Source organism: Citrobacter sp. wls827 (assembly GCF_005280875.1).
Taxonomy (GTDB): Bacteria; Pseudomonadota; Gammaproteobacteria; order Enterobacterales; family Enterobacteriaceae; genus Citrobacter; species Citrobacter youngae.
Window position 1 is genome coordinate 62,204 of record NZ_SZWR01000019.1, and the last position, 17,490, is coordinate 79,693.

15 protein-coding genes and 2 tRNA genes are annotated in these 17,490 nt (G+C 50.5%); 7 read left to right on the forward strand and 10 right to left on the reverse strand.

The annotated features are described in order from the left end of the window. Nucleotides 1–97: 97 nt before the first annotated feature. Nucleotides 98–1,063: a L,D-transpeptidase family protein gene (locus tag FDX03_RS15670; protein ID WP_137346204.1), complete on the forward strand. Its 966-nt coding sequence runs from the start codon at nucleotides 98–100 to the stop codon at nucleotides 1,061–1,063. Nucleotides 1,064–1,146: 83 nt separating this feature from the next. Here the strand turns inward: FDX03_RS15670 and bhsA are convergent, their stop codons facing one another. Next, nucleotides 1,147–1,404, reverse strand: coding sequence for a multiple stress resistance protein BhsA (gene bhsA, locus FDX03_RS15675; RefSeq protein WP_040231961.1), 258 nt, complete (start codon nucleotides 1,402–1,404; stop codon nucleotides 1,147–1,149). A gap of 243 nt (nucleotides 1,405–1,647) precedes the next feature. Here bhsA and comR point away from each other — a divergent pair, with 243 nt between their 5' ends. After that, nucleotides 1,648–2,283 carry a TetR family copper-responsive transcriptional repressor ComR gene (comR, locus tag FDX03_RS15680; protein ID WP_061067735.1) on the forward strand — a complete coding sequence of 212 codons (636 nt, stop codon included), beginning with the start codon at nucleotides 1,648–1,650 and terminating at the stop codon, nucleotides 2,281–2,283. A 253-nt stretch (nucleotides 2,284–2,536) separates the two neighbouring features. After that, nucleotides 2,537–4,717 (forward strand): TonB-dependent siderophore receptor, encoded by a 2,181-nt coding sequence (locus FDX03_RS15685; protein WP_116360198.1) that lies wholly within the window; start codon nucleotides 2,537–2,539, stop codon nucleotides 4,715–4,717. Between the two features lie 56 nt (nucleotides 4,718–4,773). Here the strand turns inward: FDX03_RS15685 and FDX03_RS15690 are convergent, their stop codons facing one another. From FDX03_RS15690 to hinT, 8 genes are all read right to left on the reverse strand, one after another. Further along, a complete protein-coding gene (locus FDX03_RS15690; protein ID WP_048211960.1) occupies nucleotides 4,774–5,313 on the reverse strand; it encodes a glycine zipper 2TM domain-containing protein in 540 nt (179 codons plus the stop codon). Between the two features lie 168 nt (nucleotides 5,314–5,481). Then, nucleotides 5,482–6,786 (reverse strand): NADH-quinone dehydrogenase, encoded by a 1,305-nt coding sequence (gene ndh, locus FDX03_RS15695; RefSeq protein WP_048211961.1) that lies wholly within the window; start codon nucleotides 6,784–6,786, stop codon nucleotides 5,482–5,484. 236 nt (nucleotides 6,787–7,022) lie between these two features. Beyond that, nucleotides 7,023–7,565 (reverse strand): alpha/beta hydrolase YcfP, encoded by a 543-nt coding sequence (gene ycfP, locus FDX03_RS15700; protein ID WP_061067733.1) that lies wholly within the window; start codon nucleotides 7,563–7,565, stop codon nucleotides 7,023–7,025. 21 nt (nucleotides 7,566–7,586) lie between these two features. After that, nucleotides 7,587–8,612: a beta-N-acetylhexosaminidase gene (nagZ, locus tag FDX03_RS15705; protein WP_137346205.1), complete on the reverse strand. Its 1,026-nt coding sequence runs from the start codon at nucleotides 8,610–8,612 to the stop codon at nucleotides 7,587–7,589. A 10-nt stretch (nucleotides 8,613–8,622) separates the two neighbouring features. After that, complete coding sequence (thiK, locus tag FDX03_RS15710; protein WP_137346206.1) at nucleotides 8,623–9,447, reverse strand: thiamine kinase; 825 nt, start codon at nucleotides 9,445–9,447, stop codon at nucleotides 8,623–8,625. Then, entirely contained in the window at nucleotides 9,428–10,060 is a 633-nt protein-coding gene (gene lpoB, locus FDX03_RS15715; RefSeq protein WP_048212601.1) for a penicillin-binding protein activator LpoB, read from the reverse strand. Before lpoB ends, thiK begins: the two co-directional genes overlap by 20 nt. Before the next feature lie 22 nt (nucleotides 10,061–10,082). Continuing rightward, nucleotides 10,083–10,457 (reverse strand): YcfL family protein, encoded by a 375-nt coding sequence (locus FDX03_RS15720; protein ID WP_048211964.1) that lies wholly within the window; start codon nucleotides 10,455–10,457, stop codon nucleotides 10,083–10,085. 2 nt (nucleotides 10,458–10,459) lie between these two features. Next, nucleotides 10,460–10,819, reverse strand: a complete 360-nt coding sequence (gene hinT, locus FDX03_RS15725; protein WP_005121105.1) for a purine nucleoside phosphoramidase — start codon at nucleotides 10,817–10,819, stop codon at nucleotides 10,460–10,462. A 348-nt stretch (nucleotides 10,820–11,167) separates the two neighbouring features. Here hinT and fhuE point away from each other — a divergent pair, with 348 nt between their 5' ends. Further along, entirely contained in the window at nucleotides 11,168–13,354 is a 2,187-nt protein-coding gene (gene fhuE / locus FDX03_RS15730) for a ferric-rhodotorulic acid/ferric-coprogen receptor FhuE (RefSeq protein ID WP_137346207.1), read from the forward strand. A 111-nt stretch (nucleotides 13,355–13,465) separates the two neighbouring features. Here fhuE and FDX03_RS15735 read toward each other — a convergent pair. Further along, a tRNA-Asn gene (locus FDX03_RS15735) sits at nucleotides 13,466–13,541 on the reverse strand. A 160-nt stretch (nucleotides 13,542–13,701) separates the two neighbouring features. On the opposite strand from FDX03_RS15735, the gene FDX03_RS15740 reads away from it, so the two are divergent. The 3 genes from FDX03_RS15740 (at nucleotide 13,702) to FDX03_RS15750 (ending at nucleotide 16,788) form a co-directional block, all read left to right on the forward strand. Continuing rightward, nucleotides 13,702–15,189, forward strand: coding sequence for an EmmdR/YeeO family multidrug/toxin efflux MATE transporter (locus FDX03_RS15740; protein ID WP_225807936.1), 1,488 nt, complete (start codon nucleotides 13,702–13,704; stop codon nucleotides 15,187–15,189). A gap of 99 nt (nucleotides 15,190–15,288) precedes the next feature. Continuing rightward, nucleotides 15,289–15,364: transfer RNA gene (locus FDX03_RS15745), tRNA-Asn, on the forward strand. 161 nt (nucleotides 15,365–15,525) lie between these two features. Continuing rightward, a complete protein-coding gene (locus tag FDX03_RS15750) occupies nucleotides 15,526–16,788 on the forward strand; it encodes an integrase arm-type DNA-binding domain-containing protein (protein ID WP_137346209.1) in 1,263 nt (420 codons plus the stop codon). Nucleotides 16,789–17,490 lie beyond the last annotated feature (702 nt).

Below are 17,490 nucleotides of genomic sequence, written 5' to 3' on the forward strand. Positions count from 1 at the left end.
TCTTTGCACTTCCCTGCACTTCCCGACACAGCAAACCGCCATAATTCCTGTTTACTTTTACATAATAAAAACCACGTAAAAACAATGGATTTAGGTGATGTTAAACAATAAACGACTCTCTCGCTGGCTAACGCTTTTTACGCTCGCGGCGACCGTCGCATTAGCGCTCCCGGCTCAAGCGAATACCTGGCCGCTCCCGCCGCCAGGCAGCAAACTGGTGGGCGAAAATGCCACTCACGTTGTCGAAAACAACGGCGGATCGCTGGAAGCCATTGCGAAAAAATACAACGTCGGCTTTTTAGCGCTGCTGCAGGCTAACCCCGGCGTCGATCCATACGTACCTCGCCCGGGCAGTGTTTTAACCATCCCATTGCAAACTCTGCTACCGGATGCCCCACGCGAAGGGATTGTCATTAACCTCGCCGAACTGCGTCTTTACTATTACCAGCCAGGGACAAAATCGGTGACCGTGTATCCCATTGGCATTGGCCAGTTAGGCGGCGACACCCTGACGCCAACAATGGTCACCACCATCTCTGATAAGCGTGCTAACCCGACCTGGACACCAACAGCGAATATCCGCGCACGGTATAAAGCCAATGGTATCGACCTCCCTGCCGTAGTACCTGCCGGGCCGGATAACCCGATGGGCCATCATGCAATCCGCTTAGCGGCTTACGGCGGTGTGTATTTGCTGCATGGAACCAACGCGGATTTTGGCATCGGTATGCGTGTTAGTTCCGGGTGTATTCGCCTGCGTGACGGTGATATTGAAACCTTATTCCGTCAGGTTACGCCGGGAACCAAAGTGAACATCATCAACACGCCGATTAAAGCCTCCGTTGAACCTAACGGTATGCGCCTGGTTGAAGTACACCAACCGCTGTCAGAAAAGATTAATGACGACCCGCAGTTACTGCCAATCGTGTTGAATTCATCAATGCAGGACTTTAAAAATGCGGCACAAACAGACGCAGCAGTGATGGAGCATGCAATGGAGCTACGTTCAGGCATGCCTGTAGACGTGACGCGCCATCACGATGCTCCTGCACAAACGCTGTAAATTCAGGCCATAAAAAAACCCCGCCGGTTTGTTCCCGCGGGGTTTTTTATTGAATTCGCAGTGGCATTGCGAGGGCTTACAACTTATTTATAGATAACTGCAGTCCCGTGAAGGGTGTTAGGACCGGTAACAGAAGTAATACGGAATGACTTCGCCCCCATTTCATCTGCTTTCTGTGCCAGTTGATCTTCCAGAGAACCTAAATTAGTCCCGGCGTTGGCGGAGATAATACCGACTTTCTGTTGGCCTGCAGGTGTAGCCTGAACTTCAACAGCGGCAAAGCTTGCAAATGAAAGTGAGCTCAGGACAGCAGCGACAAAAAGAGTTTTTACGTTTTTCATGATAGTGACCTTTAGCAGATGAATGTGTGCCGTAAGCGATTAACTTAACGATCGATAGATAAATCATAGATGTGATCCAGGTCACACGTCAACATTTTTTTATAACGATTGTTATTTAAAGTACAAAGGTCTTATTTTTCATATCAATAGCATTGAATTATTTTTATCTTGAATGCACTGGAGTGTCTGCGCGATTATTTTTATAATGGTTATTCAATAAACCCAACAAGGTACAACGGCACCATGACAACTGAAACGACAGGTTGTGCAAAAAAAAGCCGTGGCCGACCAAAAGTGTTCGACAGGGAAGCCGCGCTTGATAAGGCCATGACACTCTTCTGGCAGCACGGATATGAAGCGACATCGCTCGCCGATCTCGTAGAAGCAACCGGGGCAAAAGCGCCTACGCTGTATGCAGAATTTACCAATAAGGAAGGACTGTTTCGTGCCGTGCTGGACCGCTATATCAGTCGCTTCGCGGCAAAACACGAAGCCCAACTGTTTTGTGAAGAAAAAAGCCTCGAATCTGCACTTGAGGACTATTTCACCGCCATAGCGACCTGCTTCACCAGTAAAGACACGCCTGCGGGATGTTTCATGATTAACACATCCGCTACGCTGGCCGCCTCCTCCCGGGACATTGCGCACACGGTTAAATCCCGTCACGCCATGCAGGAACAGACGCTGGCTCAGTTTCTGCATCAACGACAGGAAAAGGGTGAAATACCGGCACACTGCGATGTACAAAAGTTGGCTGAATATCTGAACTGTATTTTGCAGGGTATGTCGATCAGCGCCCGCGAAGGAGCCTCGTTCGAAAAACTGATGCAGATCGCGCACACCACATTACGATTGTGGCCTGAACTGATTAAAGATTAACCATTCCCACACTACCCACGTCTTAATGTCATCACCGGGAGCTTACGCTGCTCCTGGTGGAAACGGCACATCTTAACCCCTACATTCTTTATTGTTTTCATTGGGTTAATGCATTTATTTTGTAAAATACATTGATAATGTCAATCATTATCAGCAATATTCGCATTTGTTTTAATACCCGTTTCATAATGTAACGATCGGTTTCCATGCCGTAAAAATAAAAACAGGCCAACAAATTTTATAAGGAATACAAATGAATAAGCATCTCTGGGTGCTCAATCCTCTGTTACTGTCTTTAACCCTACCGGCAATGGCGGCAGAAGAAGAAGATCTCATCGTCAGCGCCAACCGGAGCCAACGCACCGTGGCAGAAATGGCGCAAACGACATGGGTTATCGAAGGCAGAGAGATTGAACAGCAGGTTCAGGGGGGGAAAGAGTTTAAAGATGTTCTGGCTCAGTTGATCCCCGGAATCGACGTCAGCAGCCAGGGACGGACCAACTACGGGATGAACATGCGTGGTCGCGCCATCGTTGTGCTTATTGACGGTGTTCGTCTCAACTCTTCCCGCACCGACAGCCGCCAGCTCGACTCCATTGATCCGTTTAATATTGCACACATTGAAGTTATCTCTGGGGCAACATCACTGTATGGCGGCGGAAGTACCGGTGGTTTGATCAACATCGTCACCAAAAAAGGTCAGCCTGAGCGTGAAGTTGAACTCGAGCTGGGCAGCAAAAGCGGTTTCAACAACAGTAACGATCATGACGAGCGTGTTGCCGCCGCAGTGAGCGGAGGAACCGACCGCGCATCCGGACGCATGTCTGTCGCTTATCAACGGTTTGGGGGGTGGTATGATGCCAACCACGACGCCTTAATGCTCGATAATACCCAAACCGGTCTGCAGCATTCCGATCGCCTGGATCTGATGGGTACCGGGACGATTGAGCTTGATGACAACCGCCAGCTGCAGCTGGTTACGCAGTACTACAAAAGCCAGGGAGATGACGACTACGGACTGGATCTCGGCAAGAACATGGCTGCCGTGACGGGAACCGGCAACGCTCATACCAGCAGCGGTCTCAATTCCGACCGTATCCCCGGCACGGAACGGCATCTGATCAGTCTGCAATATTCCGATGCCAATTTCTTCGGCCAGAATCTGGTCAGCCAGATCTATTACCGTGACGAATCACTTAAATTCTATCCCTTCCCTACGCTGAGCAAAGGTAAGGTCACCAGTTTCTCCGCATCACAGCAGGATACTGACCAGTTTGGTGCCAAAATCACCCTCAACAGCCAGCTGATGGAAAACTGGGAACTGACATGGGGTATCGACGCCGATCACGAAACATTCGATTCCAATCAAGAATTCTTCGATCTGGCTTATTCCCTCCCCTCTGGCGGTATGGATAACCGAACGGCCTACACCACCGGGCGCTATCCCGGTTACAGCATCACCAACTTCGCGCCTTTCCTGCAAAACAGCTACGACATTAATGACATCTTTACGCTCAGCGGCGGTATCCGCTACCAGTGGACTGAAAACCGTGTTGATGATTTTGTCGGCTATACGCAACAACAAGGCATCGCAACGGGTCTGGCGAACTCTGCTGATAGTATCCCGGGTGGCAAAGCAGACTATGATAACTTCCTGTTTAACGCGGGCATCCTCGCACACCTGACCGATCGCCAGCAGACCTGGTTCAACTTCTCTCAAGGTGTGGAACTTCCCGACCCCGGAAAATACTACGGCAACGGTACCTACTCGCTGGTTGGCGATCATTATCAGCTCCAGCGCAGTGTTAACGTAGCGGATTCACGTCTGGAAGGCATTAAAGTTAACTCTTACGAACTGGGGTGGCGCTACACCGGCGATAACCTGCGTACACAGCTCGCCGCTTACTATTCCACGTCTGATAAATCGATCGTCGTTAACCGCAACGATATGACCATTAACGTACAACCCGACGATCGCCGGATTTATGGCCTTGAAGGCGCGGTGGATTATTTCATTGCTGATACAGACTGGAGTCTGGGAAGTAACTTCAACATCATTAAATCGGAAGTGAAGCAAAACGGTAAATGGCAAAAATGGGATGTCACTCTGGCTTCGCCATCTAAAGCAACCGCATGGGTTGGCTGGGCGCCGGAACCGTGGTCGCTGCGAGTACAGAGCCAGCAGACATTTGACCTGAGCGACGCCAGTGGCAACAAGCTGGATGGGTACAATACGATGGACTTTATCGGCAGCTATCAGCTCCCGCTGGGTAAACTGACCTTTAGCGTTGAGAATCTGCTGAATGAAGAGTACACCACCCTCTGGGGACAGCGTGCACCGTTACTCTACAGCCCGACTTATGGCAGTCCATCCTTGTATGAATACAAAGGTCGGGGTCGCACCTTTGGTTTGAACTATGCCTTAACCTTCTGATAAAAAAAGCCCCCCAGCCTGAGCGATGGGGGGCTAATATTCATGATAACGCTATTTTACGCCTTGTTATTCAGAACCAACTGGCCGTTGTTATCCAGCGGAATTTGCGTACCGGGATCTTTATCCATGCGGATTTTGCCCTGCTGATCGCCAATTTTATACGTTACGTCGTAGCCCAGCATTTTTTCTGATTTGTCATACACTGTTTTACAACGTTGTTGTGTGGTTGTGTACGTATCGTTTTCCTGCATTGACCCCTGAATCTGGTTACCTGCATAACCGCCACCTAGCGCACCAGCAACGGTCGCAATGTCTTTGCCGCGGCCACCACCAAACTGATGACCAATTACGCCCCCGGCAACCGCACCCAGCACGGAACCGGCAATACGGTTTTCATCCTGTACAGGTTTACGGTGAGTAACCGTTACGTTACGACATTCCTGGCGCGGTGTTTTTACCGTTTCTTTAATCGGTGTTGCAGAGACGACTTGTGCAAACTGTGGGCCACGCTCAAAAACGTTTAGACTGGCCACCGCTGCCACACCCAGCGCAGCAGCTACGCCAATCCCTATACCCGCCAACATTGATTTATTCACGGGACTTCCTCCTTTTTTGCTATTAGCAACAACTTTGCAACAGAAGGTAAATAATGCCAATCAGATTACGGATGAAAATCGCGGAGAAAGGGGGTAAAGCAGCATGATTCAGAGAACTCTGAAAGAAAGTGCCGGATGAAGCATTCCATCCGGCATTATAAGCCAGTATTAGTGCAGTTTAAGACGCGGACGAATCACCCGGTTAATGCTGCCAACCAACATCATCAGGCCGGTTTTGAAGTAACCATGCAGCGCAATCTGGTGCATACGGTACAGTGAAATGTAGACAAAGCGTGCAATACGCCCTTCCACCATCATTGAGCCACGCGTCAGGTTGCCCATCAGACTGCCCACGGTAGAGAAGTTGGAGAGAGAAACCAGAGAACCGTGATCTTTATACTGATACGCTTTTAGCGGTTTACCGTTCATCTGCGCCAGAATGTTGTTCATCGCGCAGGATGCCATCTGGTGCGCAGCCTGGGCACGCGGCGGCACAAAACCCCCTTCCGGACGCGCGCAGGAAGCACAGTCACCAATCGCATAGATGTCCGGATCACGCGACGTCTGCAGGGTTGGTTCAACCACCAGCTGGTTGATACGGTTGGTTTCCAGACCACCAATCTCTTTCATAAAGTCTGGCGCTTTGATACCTGCTGCCCACACCATCAGATCAGCTTTGATGTACTCGCCATCTTTGGTATGCAACCCACCTTCGTCAGCGCTGGTGACCATCGTCTGAGTCAGTACACGTACGCCCAGCTTGGTTAACTCGTTATGCGCGGCGCTGGAAATACGCGGCGGCAACGCTGGCAAAATACGTTCACCGGCTTCCACCAGTGTGACGTTCAGCGCTTCATTGGTCAGCCCTTTATAACCATAGCTGTGCAACTGTTTTACCGCATTGTGCAGCTCAGCGGAGAGTTCTACCCCCGTTGCACCACCGCCGACGATAGCGATATTCACTTTGCCGTTCGCGCCCAGGTTTGCAGAATATTTCAGGAACAGATTCAGCATTTCCTGGTGGAAGCGACGCGCCTGGTGCGGGTTATCGAGGAAAATACAGTTCTCTTTGACGCCCGGCGTGTTGAAATCGTTGGACGTACTGCCCAGTGCCATCACCAGCGTGTCATATGGCACTTTACGCTCAGGGACCAGCAGATCGCCTTTCTCGTCTCGCAGCTCAGCAATCGTGATGGTTTTCGCTTCACGATCGATATCCATCACCGAACCCAACTGGAACTGGAACCCATGGTTACGGGCATGCGCCAGATAGCTCAGCGCATCAACACCTTCATCCAGCGATCCTGTTGCCACTTCGTGCAGCAACGGTTTCCACAGGTGGCTGTGGTTTCTGTCTACCAGCGTGATTTTTGCCTTTTTCTTACGACCCAGTTTTTTACCCAACTGCGTCGCCATTTCCAGTCCGCCAGCACCGCCGCCGACAATCACGATCCTTTTCAATGGTGTAGTCAACGTGACCCCCTCAAATTTATTAACCAATTGTTAATTAAAAGTTATGCATATAGCCTTTAATTAACAACAAGTTACGATATTGAAAATGTTCCTCGAGACTGAGAATAACACGAACGGTGCATTGGTCATACCAAAATTGATGTGCATCAAGTTTTGATGCTGAAAAGATAGACAACCCAGACTTTTAGGACAAAAAAACCAGCCCGAAGGCTGGTTTTTTAAACGCTCAGTAAAGATTAACCTAACGTCTTGAACGCTTTGATTCGCTGCAAATGCGGGGAGATGTTTTTGAATTTATGGGTTTGTTCTTCATCCCATACAATTTCATAGTAATGATGCAGCTCCTCCGATGAACGCTGGCTGTTCAAGGCTTCATCATGGCGTGACAGAATAACCAGGCAGCGATCGCGATTTTTCTCGCGGAAGTTGGTCACACATTTTGTGGCGATATCAGCATACTCTTCCGGCCTGTCGATTTTCCCTTCCATATTCTCATACGGGAACAGGTTAGGGTTAAACACCACCTGACGAATATCACACAGGAAACCAATTCGTTCTGCCCAATATCCCCCGAGCCCGACGCCACAAATCAGCGGTCGGTCGTCGACATTAAGCTGCAGCATTTTGTCCACTTCTTTCAGTAGATGCTGCATATCATGTTTAGGATGCCGCGTACTGTAGCTAATCAGCCTGACATCCGGGTCAATAAATTGCAGTTGCAATACTTTCTCGTGGTTGCCCGGACTGTTAGAGTCAAAACCGTGTAAATAGATAATCATCGCATCCTCGCCAAACGTGCGTTAATGACCTGCTTTCTCTTCCTGCCAGCGCTCATGAAGCTGGTTGAGCTGGGCGCTTACCGTCTTCCAGCGTGCCGAGTCCATCAGTTCCTGACGTGAAAATGAACCTTTATGATACAAACGTGTAACACGTTCTGCATTGATCGGCGACAGATTATCTAACACACTGACCGCTCCCTTACGATTATTGCAGACCAGGATCATATCGCAACCTGCATCCAGCGATGCCTGCCCGCGCTCTGCGTAGCTCCCCATAATCGCCGCACCTTCCATCGACAAATCGTCGGAGAAAATCACGCCGTCAAAACCCAGCTCCTGACGCAGTACCGTTTTTAACCAGTGTGGCGAGCCGCTCGCCGGGCGCGGGTCCACATCACTGTAGATGACGTGCGCAGGCATAATGGCATCCAGTTTGTTTTCAGTGATTAACGTCTGGAATACCGACATATCTTTCGCGCGGATCTCGGCTTCCGAACGCGGATCGGTTGGCGTTTCTTTATGCGAATCCGCCGTCACTGCACCATGTCCGGGGAAGTGTTTACCGGTCGTTTTCATTCCGGCCGCATGCATGCCATCAATAAAGCGGGTTGCCACCGCTAACGCTTTTTGCGGATCGGCATGGTAAGAGCGCTCGCCGATTGCTGCGCTGATATGCCCCACATCCAGAACGGGCGCGAAGCTAATATCAATATCCATCGCGATCATTTCACTGGCCATCAGCCATCCAGCTTCCTGAGCCAGTTTGCCCCCCTCTTCCAGCCCATGCAGTGCAGCAAAAGATTGCGCCGCGGGCAGACGGGTAAAACCTTCACGAAAGCGCTGGACGCGCCCCCCTTCCTGATCCACTGCCACCACCAGATGATTACGCGATGCCGCGCGGATCTGGCGCACTAATTCACGCAACTGTTCCGGGTCATGATAATTTCGGGTAAAGAGGATCAACCCACCTACCAGCGGATGCGCCAGAATCTCACGCTCTTCAGCGTCCAGCTCATACCCTTCGACATCCAACATTACTGGGCCCACACTGCTCTCCTTATCCTTTCATTGTTAGCTGCCGCCAGGTTTCATCGGCCAGCCTGATAAATTGTCGATCGCCGGTTTGTTGCCAGCGATACTCAAACCACCCCGCCTTCAGCATCATTATCCAGATTTGCCATCGCCTGACCTGTCGCCAGAGCGCATCTTGCTCAATATGCGCTCGTTGGGCGTAGGCGCTAACCAGCCGTTGGTGCTGGGACTCATCGCTGACCCATACCGCCGCCAGTTCCAGCGCGATATCACTGTCGCCGGCATATTCCCAGTCAATCAGCCGCAGCCCTGAGTCTGTACGTACGATGTTGTCGCCGTGGACATCCATATGCAGCGGCCCCAGGCGCAAAGGTCGAGGCTCACCGCTTTTTCTTAGCCGCTTCAGGGCGCGCAACCAGCATGGCGTACGACGTGCTGGATCGCTACACTGCCAGTACTGCTCGAGTAGCGGCAGCAGGCTGATTCGCCAGCCGAATCGGGGCTGCTGGTGCAGATGATACAATAAGCCAGCGAGTTCGTCGGCGTCCGGTAATCTGGATTCTACCTTACCGTGAAAAAAGTCGACGACCATCCATCCGCGCGTATAAAAGCGAGGACGCGGCGCAAGACTTTCTGGCAAATGCTTTAACGCATGATAGTGGCGTAAGAAATGCGATTCTGGCGCGTAAGGATCGTGATGACAGCGCAACACTAAACGGTGGACTTGATGTTCGATGATGCAGCTCCCGCCGCTTAGGCCGCTCTGGCTGGCTACGACGGGATGATACTGAGGGAAATAGCGCGACAGAACTTCATCGCGCGTCAGTTTGTTATTGTTGCTGAACGGCACCTTTACCTGACCAGATTATCTCGCCAGTTTGTACCAGCATTAATTGCATTTGCAGCGCAGGTGAATTGACGTTACCGGAAGCGCTGGAATAGAGCACATACTGCGCGCCAACGTTACGGGCAATACCAATCGCTTTGCTGCGTGTTCCCAGGCTGTCGTTAGGCGACAGACCTAACTGCTGCTTGGCTACTGCCAACTGCTGCGCAGAAACCAGGGTAAATTTACCATTATTCGCCAGCGCATTTCGCAAAGTCTCGGTGGCTTCACCCGCGTTTAACGAGCCGTTGGTACGGTTATTTACGCTATCAACCAGCAGTACGCCCCCAGCTTTCACACCCTCAGCTTGCAGCATTTTGCCGACCATCGGCTGCATTGCCCCGTTCCAGTCATAATGACGCTGACGTGGGGTTGGCTGCGCCGTTTGGTCCTCGTGTTCAATCGGACCCGGCTGCTGCGGTATGGTCGGCACCGTTGGTACAACCGGAACTGGCTGTTGCGGCTGCACGGGTTGTTCCGGTACTGGCTTCACTTCCTCTACCGGCGCGGGCTCACGTTGAGCCACACAACCAGAGAGAAACATCGCCAGCGCGGCAATCAATGCGTAGCGATTCATTTTGATCTTCAAGATTCACCCCTTACAAATAAAGATAAAGCCTAACCTTGTGCGCCCCCAGATAATTGGCGCTGCCGTACAGCGTTACCGACGAACGAGCCGGGATAGTCATGCTGCGTGGCGCTTCCAGAGGGTGCATCTCCAGCCCTCTGGCGTCATACCAGTAAAACCGATAATGAACGGTAACGGGTTCTTGTCTTTCGTTATAGAGTCGTGAGGATGCTGAGGCCTGAATATCAGACGTTGTTAATTCAGGCGGCTCTGCGGTGATACCCGCCGCCAGTACTGTTGATTCCATCACCAGAGACTGTTCATCACTGACCGGAATTTCCGGGTGTGAACGGCAGCCAGCCAGCAACAGCAGACCCAACGTAAGCGCAATGCATCCTCTGGTCATTTTTAAAGACCTTTATGCGCGAGCATTGGACCAAGCGCACGTCCACCCAGCAGATGCATATGAATGTGATACACCTCCTGACCGCCGTGACGGTTGGTATTCATAATCAAACGGTATCCATCTTCGGCAATGCCTTCCTGCTCAGCGATTTTCGCCGCCACTGTGATCATTCGTCCCAGCGCCTGCTCATGCTCTGCCGTCACATCGTTGACGGTTGGGATTAAAACGTTCGGGATGATCAGAATATGCGTTGGTGCCTGAGGTGAAATATCACGAAACGCAGTGACCAGTTCATCCTGGTATACGATGTCCGACGGAATTTCACGACGAATAATTTTGCTGAATATAGTTTCTTCTGCCACGACGTTTTCCTTTTTCATTAAGAGCCCATGCGTTGTGCCATGCTACGCCGGGTGACTCTGCGAGTATAGAGTATGAGCGAGTTACTCACGCTCTTTCAACTTTAACCCTCGATTTTTTAAGCAAAAAGCCCTGCCAGCGCTGTTCTTATAACCATTTCCCGGCGCTATCGCTCAGACATAGTACTGAAACAATATTTCATTTATGCGTAGCATTTGTTTACACATTGAATATGAATGCGTATATTTCGCATTTGCATTCTCATGCAAGAAAAATAATTAACAGCCAAAGGGTTCATTACGCAGTCACGTGATTCGAACTTAATATTAATAATTATCAAGGACTTTCCGATGTCTTTCACAACACACTACAGGGACGAACAGCATCGTTCTGCCATTGTCCCATCCCTCCTGGCAGCCTGTATTACGGCTGCGTTATTGCCTTGTACCAGCCTCGCCGCCTCCGCAGAAGAGACCGTGATCGTTGATGGTTCAGCCTCCGCCACATCCAGTGATGAGCAGGATTACAGCGTTAAATCGACATCCGCAGGCACAAAAATGCAGATGACACAGCGAGATATCCCGCAATCTGTCAGCATCGTCAGCCAACAGCGTATGGAAGATCAGCAACTCCAGACACTGGGCGATGTGATGGATAACACCCTGGGGATCAGTAAAAGCCAGGCGGACTCTGATCGCAGCAGCTATTTCTCTCGCGGATTCCAGATCGATAACTACATGGTCGATGGGATCCCGACCTATTTTGAATCCCGCTGGAACCTCGGCGATGCCCTTTCTGACACGGCCTTGTTTGAACGTATAGAGGTGGTTCGTGGTGCAAACGGGTTAATGACCGGCACGGGGAATCCTTCGGCATCAATTAACATGATCCGTAAACATGCAACCAGCCGCGAGTTCACGGGGAATGTCTCCGCGGAATACGGCAGTTGGAATAAGCAACGCTATGTGACGGATTTGCAAAGCCCATTGACGGCAGACGGCAACGTGCGTGCCCGCATCGTGGCGGGTTATCAAAATAACGATTCCTGGCTTGACCGTTACAACAATGAAAAAATGTTTTTCTCGGGGATTGTCGATGCCGATCTGGGCGACACCACCAGCCTGTCAGCAGGTTACGAATACCAGCGTATTGATATCAACAGTCCAACCTGGGGCGGCTTGCCGCGCTGGAATACCGATGGCAGCAAAAACAGCTACGACCGCTCGCGCAGCACCGCGCCGGACTGGACTTACAATGACAAAGACATCAACAAAGTCTTCGTGTCACTCAAACAGCGTTTCGCGGATACCTGGCAAACAACCCTGAATGCCACACATTCCGAGGTCAAGTTCGACAGCAAGATGATGTACGTCGACGCTTACGTTAATAAAGCTGACGGCACACTGATCGGTCCCTATGGCAACTATGGACCGGGCTATGATTACGTGGGTGGAACAGGCTGGAACAGCGGCAAGCGTAAAGTCGATGCCGTCGATCTCTTTGCCGATGGTGGCTACGACCTGTTTGGTCGTCAGCATAACCTGATGCTGGGCGGCAGTTACAGCAAGCAAAATAACCGTTATGAGAGCTCGTGGGCGAACGTATTCCCCAACGAAATAGGTAGCTTCTATACCTACGACGGTAACTTCCCGGAAACCAACTGGAATCCGCAATCGCTGGCCCAGGACGATACCACGCACATGAAATCGCTGTACGCCGCGACACGCATTTCTCTGGCCGACCCATTGCATTTGATCGTCGGCGCGCGCTATACCAACTGGCGTATCGACACCTTGACCTACAGCATGGAACAAAACCACACCACGCCCTATGCGGGTCTGGTTTATGACATCGATGATAACTGGTCCACTTACGCCAGCTATACCTCTATCTTCCAGCCGCAGAACAAACGCGACAGTTCCGGTAAATATCTCTCCCCTATTACCGGCAACAACTACGAGGTTGGTCTGAAATCAGACTGGATGAACAGCCGTTTAACCACCACCCTCGCCGTATTCCGCATTGAGCAGGATAACGTGGCGCAATCAACCGGCGTACCAATCGCCGGTAGCAATGGCGACACTGCCTATACAGCGATGGATGGAACGGTCAGCAAAGGCGTTGAATTCGAAGTGAACGGTGCGATCACGGATAACTGGCAGATGACTTTCGGCGCAACGCGGTACGTTGCGGATGACAACGACGGCAATGCCGTCAATCCGAACCTGCCGCGTACTACGGTAAAACTGTTCACCCGTTATAATCTGCCTGCCCTGCCGGCACTGACCGTGGGGGGCGGAGTTAACTGGCAGAATCGAGTGTATAGCGATACCGTGACGCCATACGGCACGTTCCGTGCAGAACAGGGAAGCTACGCGTTGGTGGATTTATTCACTCGCTACCAGGTAACGAAGAATTTCGCCCTCCAGGGCAATATCAATAACCTGTTCGATAAAACCTACGATACCAATGTCGAAGGCTCTATCGTCTATGGTGAGCCGCGTAACGTCAGCCTCACTGCCAGCTACCAGTTCTGATAATACCCAGTCTGTAAAGTATCCACCTGCATGTCGGGTGGATTTACTGAAAAGCTAAAAAGCAAAAAGCAAAAAGCCCGCTCAAGTTTCCTTAAGCGGGCTTCTTAAATATGGCTCCTCTGACTGGACTCGAACCAGTGACATACGGATTAACAGTCCGCCGTTCTACCGACTGAACTACAGAGGAATCGTTGTGGAGGCTTATCTTAGCGGCGAAAAAACTTTTGTCAAACCCCAATTCCTACATTGAGGATCAATTGGTGCTTCTCTCGACAGTTTGTTGCATTTACAGACATTTTAAATGGAAAAAACTTTGCAGCTTTTTTGATTCTCCCTCATCATTTGAAATGAGGTTTCAACTTTCTTCATTAAGGTCCACTTTGAACGTCTCCGCAGCCTTACGCCAGGTCGCATCCCGCACGCCCTGGTATGCCAAACGCAAGCGTTATAAAGTTCTCTTTTGGCGCGAAATTACCCCGCTTGCTGTCCCCATTTTTCTGGAAAACACCTGTGTACTCTTGATGGGAGTACTGAGCACCTTCCTGGTGAGCTGGTTGGGTAAAGAAGCTATGGCAGGCGTCGGACTCGCCGACAGCTTCAACATGGTCATCATGGCATTTTTCGCCGCCATCGACCTTGGCACGACGGTGGTGGTTGCTTTTAGTCTCGGAAAGCGCGATCGCCGACGCGCCAGAGCCGCAGCCAGACAATCACTGGTTATTATGACGATATTTGCTGTCGTACTGGCGGCGGTGATTCACTATTTCGGTGAGCAGATTATTGATGTCGTTGCAGGAGAAGCCACCCCTGATGTAAAAGCACTGGCACTTACCTATCTGGAATTAACAGTGCTCAGCTACCCTGCGGCGGCAATTGCGTTAATTGGCAGCGGCGCACTGCGCGGTGCCGGAAATACCAAAATACCGTTATTGATTAACGGTGGTATGAATATCCTGAACATTATTATCAGTAGCATCCTGATCTACGGCATTTTTTCCTGGCAAGGGCTGGGATTCGTCGGCGCAGGTCTGGGGTTGACGATTTCACGTTACATTGGTGCCATCGCCATTATATGGGTGCTGATGATTGGATTTAACCCAGCGCTGCGCATTCCCCTGAAGAGCTATTTTAAACCGCTGAATCTTGCCATCATCTGGGAAGTCATGGGGATTGGTATTCCTGCCAGTATAGAGTCAGTCCTGTTTAACGGTGGCAAGTTACTTACGCAGATGTTTGTTTCGGGTATGGGTACCAGCGTAATTGCCGGTAACTTCATTGCCTTTTCGATAGCGGCACTGATCAACCTGCCGGGAAACGCTTTAGGTTCCGCGTCTACTATCATTACCGGCAGACGTCTGGGAAATGGACAGATTGCTCAGGCGGAAATCCAGTTGCGGCATGTATTCTGGCTCTCCACAATCGGATTAACCGCCATCGCCTGGCTAACCGCCCCGTTTGCTGGCGTGATGGCTTCGTTTTACACCCACGATCAGGATGTAAAAGAGGTCATTGTCATCCTGATTTGGCTGAACGCGGCATTTATGCCGATATGGGCAGCATCATGGGTTCTTCCTGCTGGATTTAAAGGTGCACGTGACGCCCGTTTCGCTATGTGGGTCTCCATGTTGGGGATGTGGGGCTGTCGTGTTGTCGCCGGCTACACCCTCGGGATCGTATTAGGATGGGGTGTCGTTGGCGTCTGGATGGGGATGTTCTTCGACTGGGCAGTACGGGCCGCGTTATTTTACTGGCGAATGGTCACAGGCCGTTGGCTGTGGAAATACCCACGTTCTGAACGTGAAAAGTGTATAAAACAACCGTCTACGTCTGAATAAACGACGAAATGAAGAATATTTCAGCAAACGATCACGAATATCCATTCAGGCTTTGACAACGCAGACAGGCATCGCTAATATTCGCCCCGTTCACACGATTCCTCTGTAGTTCAGTCGGTAGAACGGCGGACTGTTAATCCGTATGTCACTGGTTCGAGTCCAGTCAGAGGAGCCAAATTCTTGTTTTCAGGCGTACTTAGAAGTACCTATATGATTAGGTTTCAATAAGTTAGCGTGAAAATATTTCCCGATGCGTATCTGGTTTTCCCTCCGCATCCGGCGAAATTGGTGGTCTGATTTGGGGTCATTTCAGTTCGATAATGGAGTGACCACCATATGTCCCTGTCCGACGCGAAAATCCGCAGTACCAAATCTTCTGATAAACCCTTTAAACTGACTGATTCACACGGTCTGTATCTGCTTGTCAATCCAGGCGGCTCCCGTCTCTGGTATCTCAAGTACCGCTTCAACCGAAAAGAATCCCGTATTGCGTTGGGTGCCTACCCGCTGGTTTCACTTTCCGACGCCCGTCAACAGCGAGACGGCATCCGTAAGCTTCTGGCACAGAACATCAACCCCGCACAGCAGCGCATGAATGAAAAAGCCGCCGCGTCACCGGAAAAATGCTTTGAAATTGTCGCGCTGAACTGGCACAAAACCAACAAAAAGTGGTCGGCTGATTATGCCGCGCGTATTCTCGCCAGCATGCAAAATCATATCTTTCCGGCGATTGGTCATATGCCCGTCACCATACTAAAAACGCAGCATTTCACCGCATTACTGCGGGTTATCGAGGATAAAGGCTTTCTGGAAGTCGCGTCCCGTACCCGGCAGCAGCTTTGCAACATCATGCGTTACGCCGTTCAGCAGGGACTCACCGAAAACAATCCGGCGCAGCATCTGGAAGGCGTCACCGCGCCGCCGGTAAAAAATTACTATCCCGCCCTGCCGCCGGAGCGGTTGCCCGAATTGTTTGAGCGTATCGGTGAATATCAGCAGGGACGGGAGTTAACAAGGCTGGCGGTGGTGCTGACCCTGCATCTGTTTATCCGCTCCAGTGAACTGCGCTTTGCCCGCTGGAGCGAGATTGATTTCAGACATAAAATCTGGACCATTCCCGCCACACGGGAAACGATTGAGAAAGTGCGTTTCTCCGGTCGTGGCGCAAAAATGCGCACTCCGCATATCGTACCGCTTTCCCGGCAGGCCATTGCCATTCTGAAACAGATACAGGAAATCTCTGGCCATCTGGAACTGGTGTTCCCCGGCGACCATAATCCGTACAAGCCGATGAGCGAAAACACCATCAACCGGGCGTTGCGTCTGATGGGCTATGATACAAAAACCGATGTCTGCGGACATGGATTCCGGGCAATGGCCTGTAGCGCATTAGTGGAGTCGGAACTGTGGTCTCAGGATGCTGTGGAGCGACAGATGAGCCATCAGGAGCGCAACAGCGTGCGGGCGGCGTATATCCACCGCGCTGAACACCTCGATGCCCGTAAAGCCATGATGCAGTGGTGGTCGGACTATCTGGACGTCAGCCGTGAGGAGTACGTTGCACCCTATATTTATGCGCGACGGCATAAAGCGGCCTGAGTCTACGGCAATGTAATTTATTGAAAATGAAAACGCAGATCCTGGTTGAACCAGATCTGCGTTTCTGCATTAAAAGGTTTTATCTTCAATATTCCGGTGATTAATCGGAAAGCATACAAAATTATTTGGGGCCAAATAACTATGGGTCAAAAACTATCAATTCCAATAAATCAATAGGTAAACACCCGAAATTATTCACGCGTGAATAATTTTGTACGAAAATCTATTAATATGACCAAATCAATAGGTGAACACCTGAAATTATTCCAGTAGAATATTTTCAGGTACTTTCCTTTCAATGTCAGGAGGTTGAAAGGTAAAACCTTGCAGCCATTATTTTTCCGGTAAAACGATGCCTGAATATATCCTGACGCGTCCTTATTTGTACCAGATAATAACCGTCAGTAAACTGCACCAGAGCAGAAAATTCGATTATATATTCTCTCATAATAAGAACTCAATGGAACTGCACCAGATATTACCGGACAACACCAGACTGCACCAGTTTATTGTTTTCAGCCTTTTTTGCCCTTTCGGCCTTTTCCGGTCAGGCGCAGTTACCCTTAAATGCCCCTTACCCTTTTGGCCTTTAGCCTTTTACTGGCGCAACCATAACGGCTCTCATCGGAAATACCTTTCATCACTCTGCTATTGATAGAAAAGCGTACAAAAAATTTTGCCCTCAAAATTTTTTGTACGAAA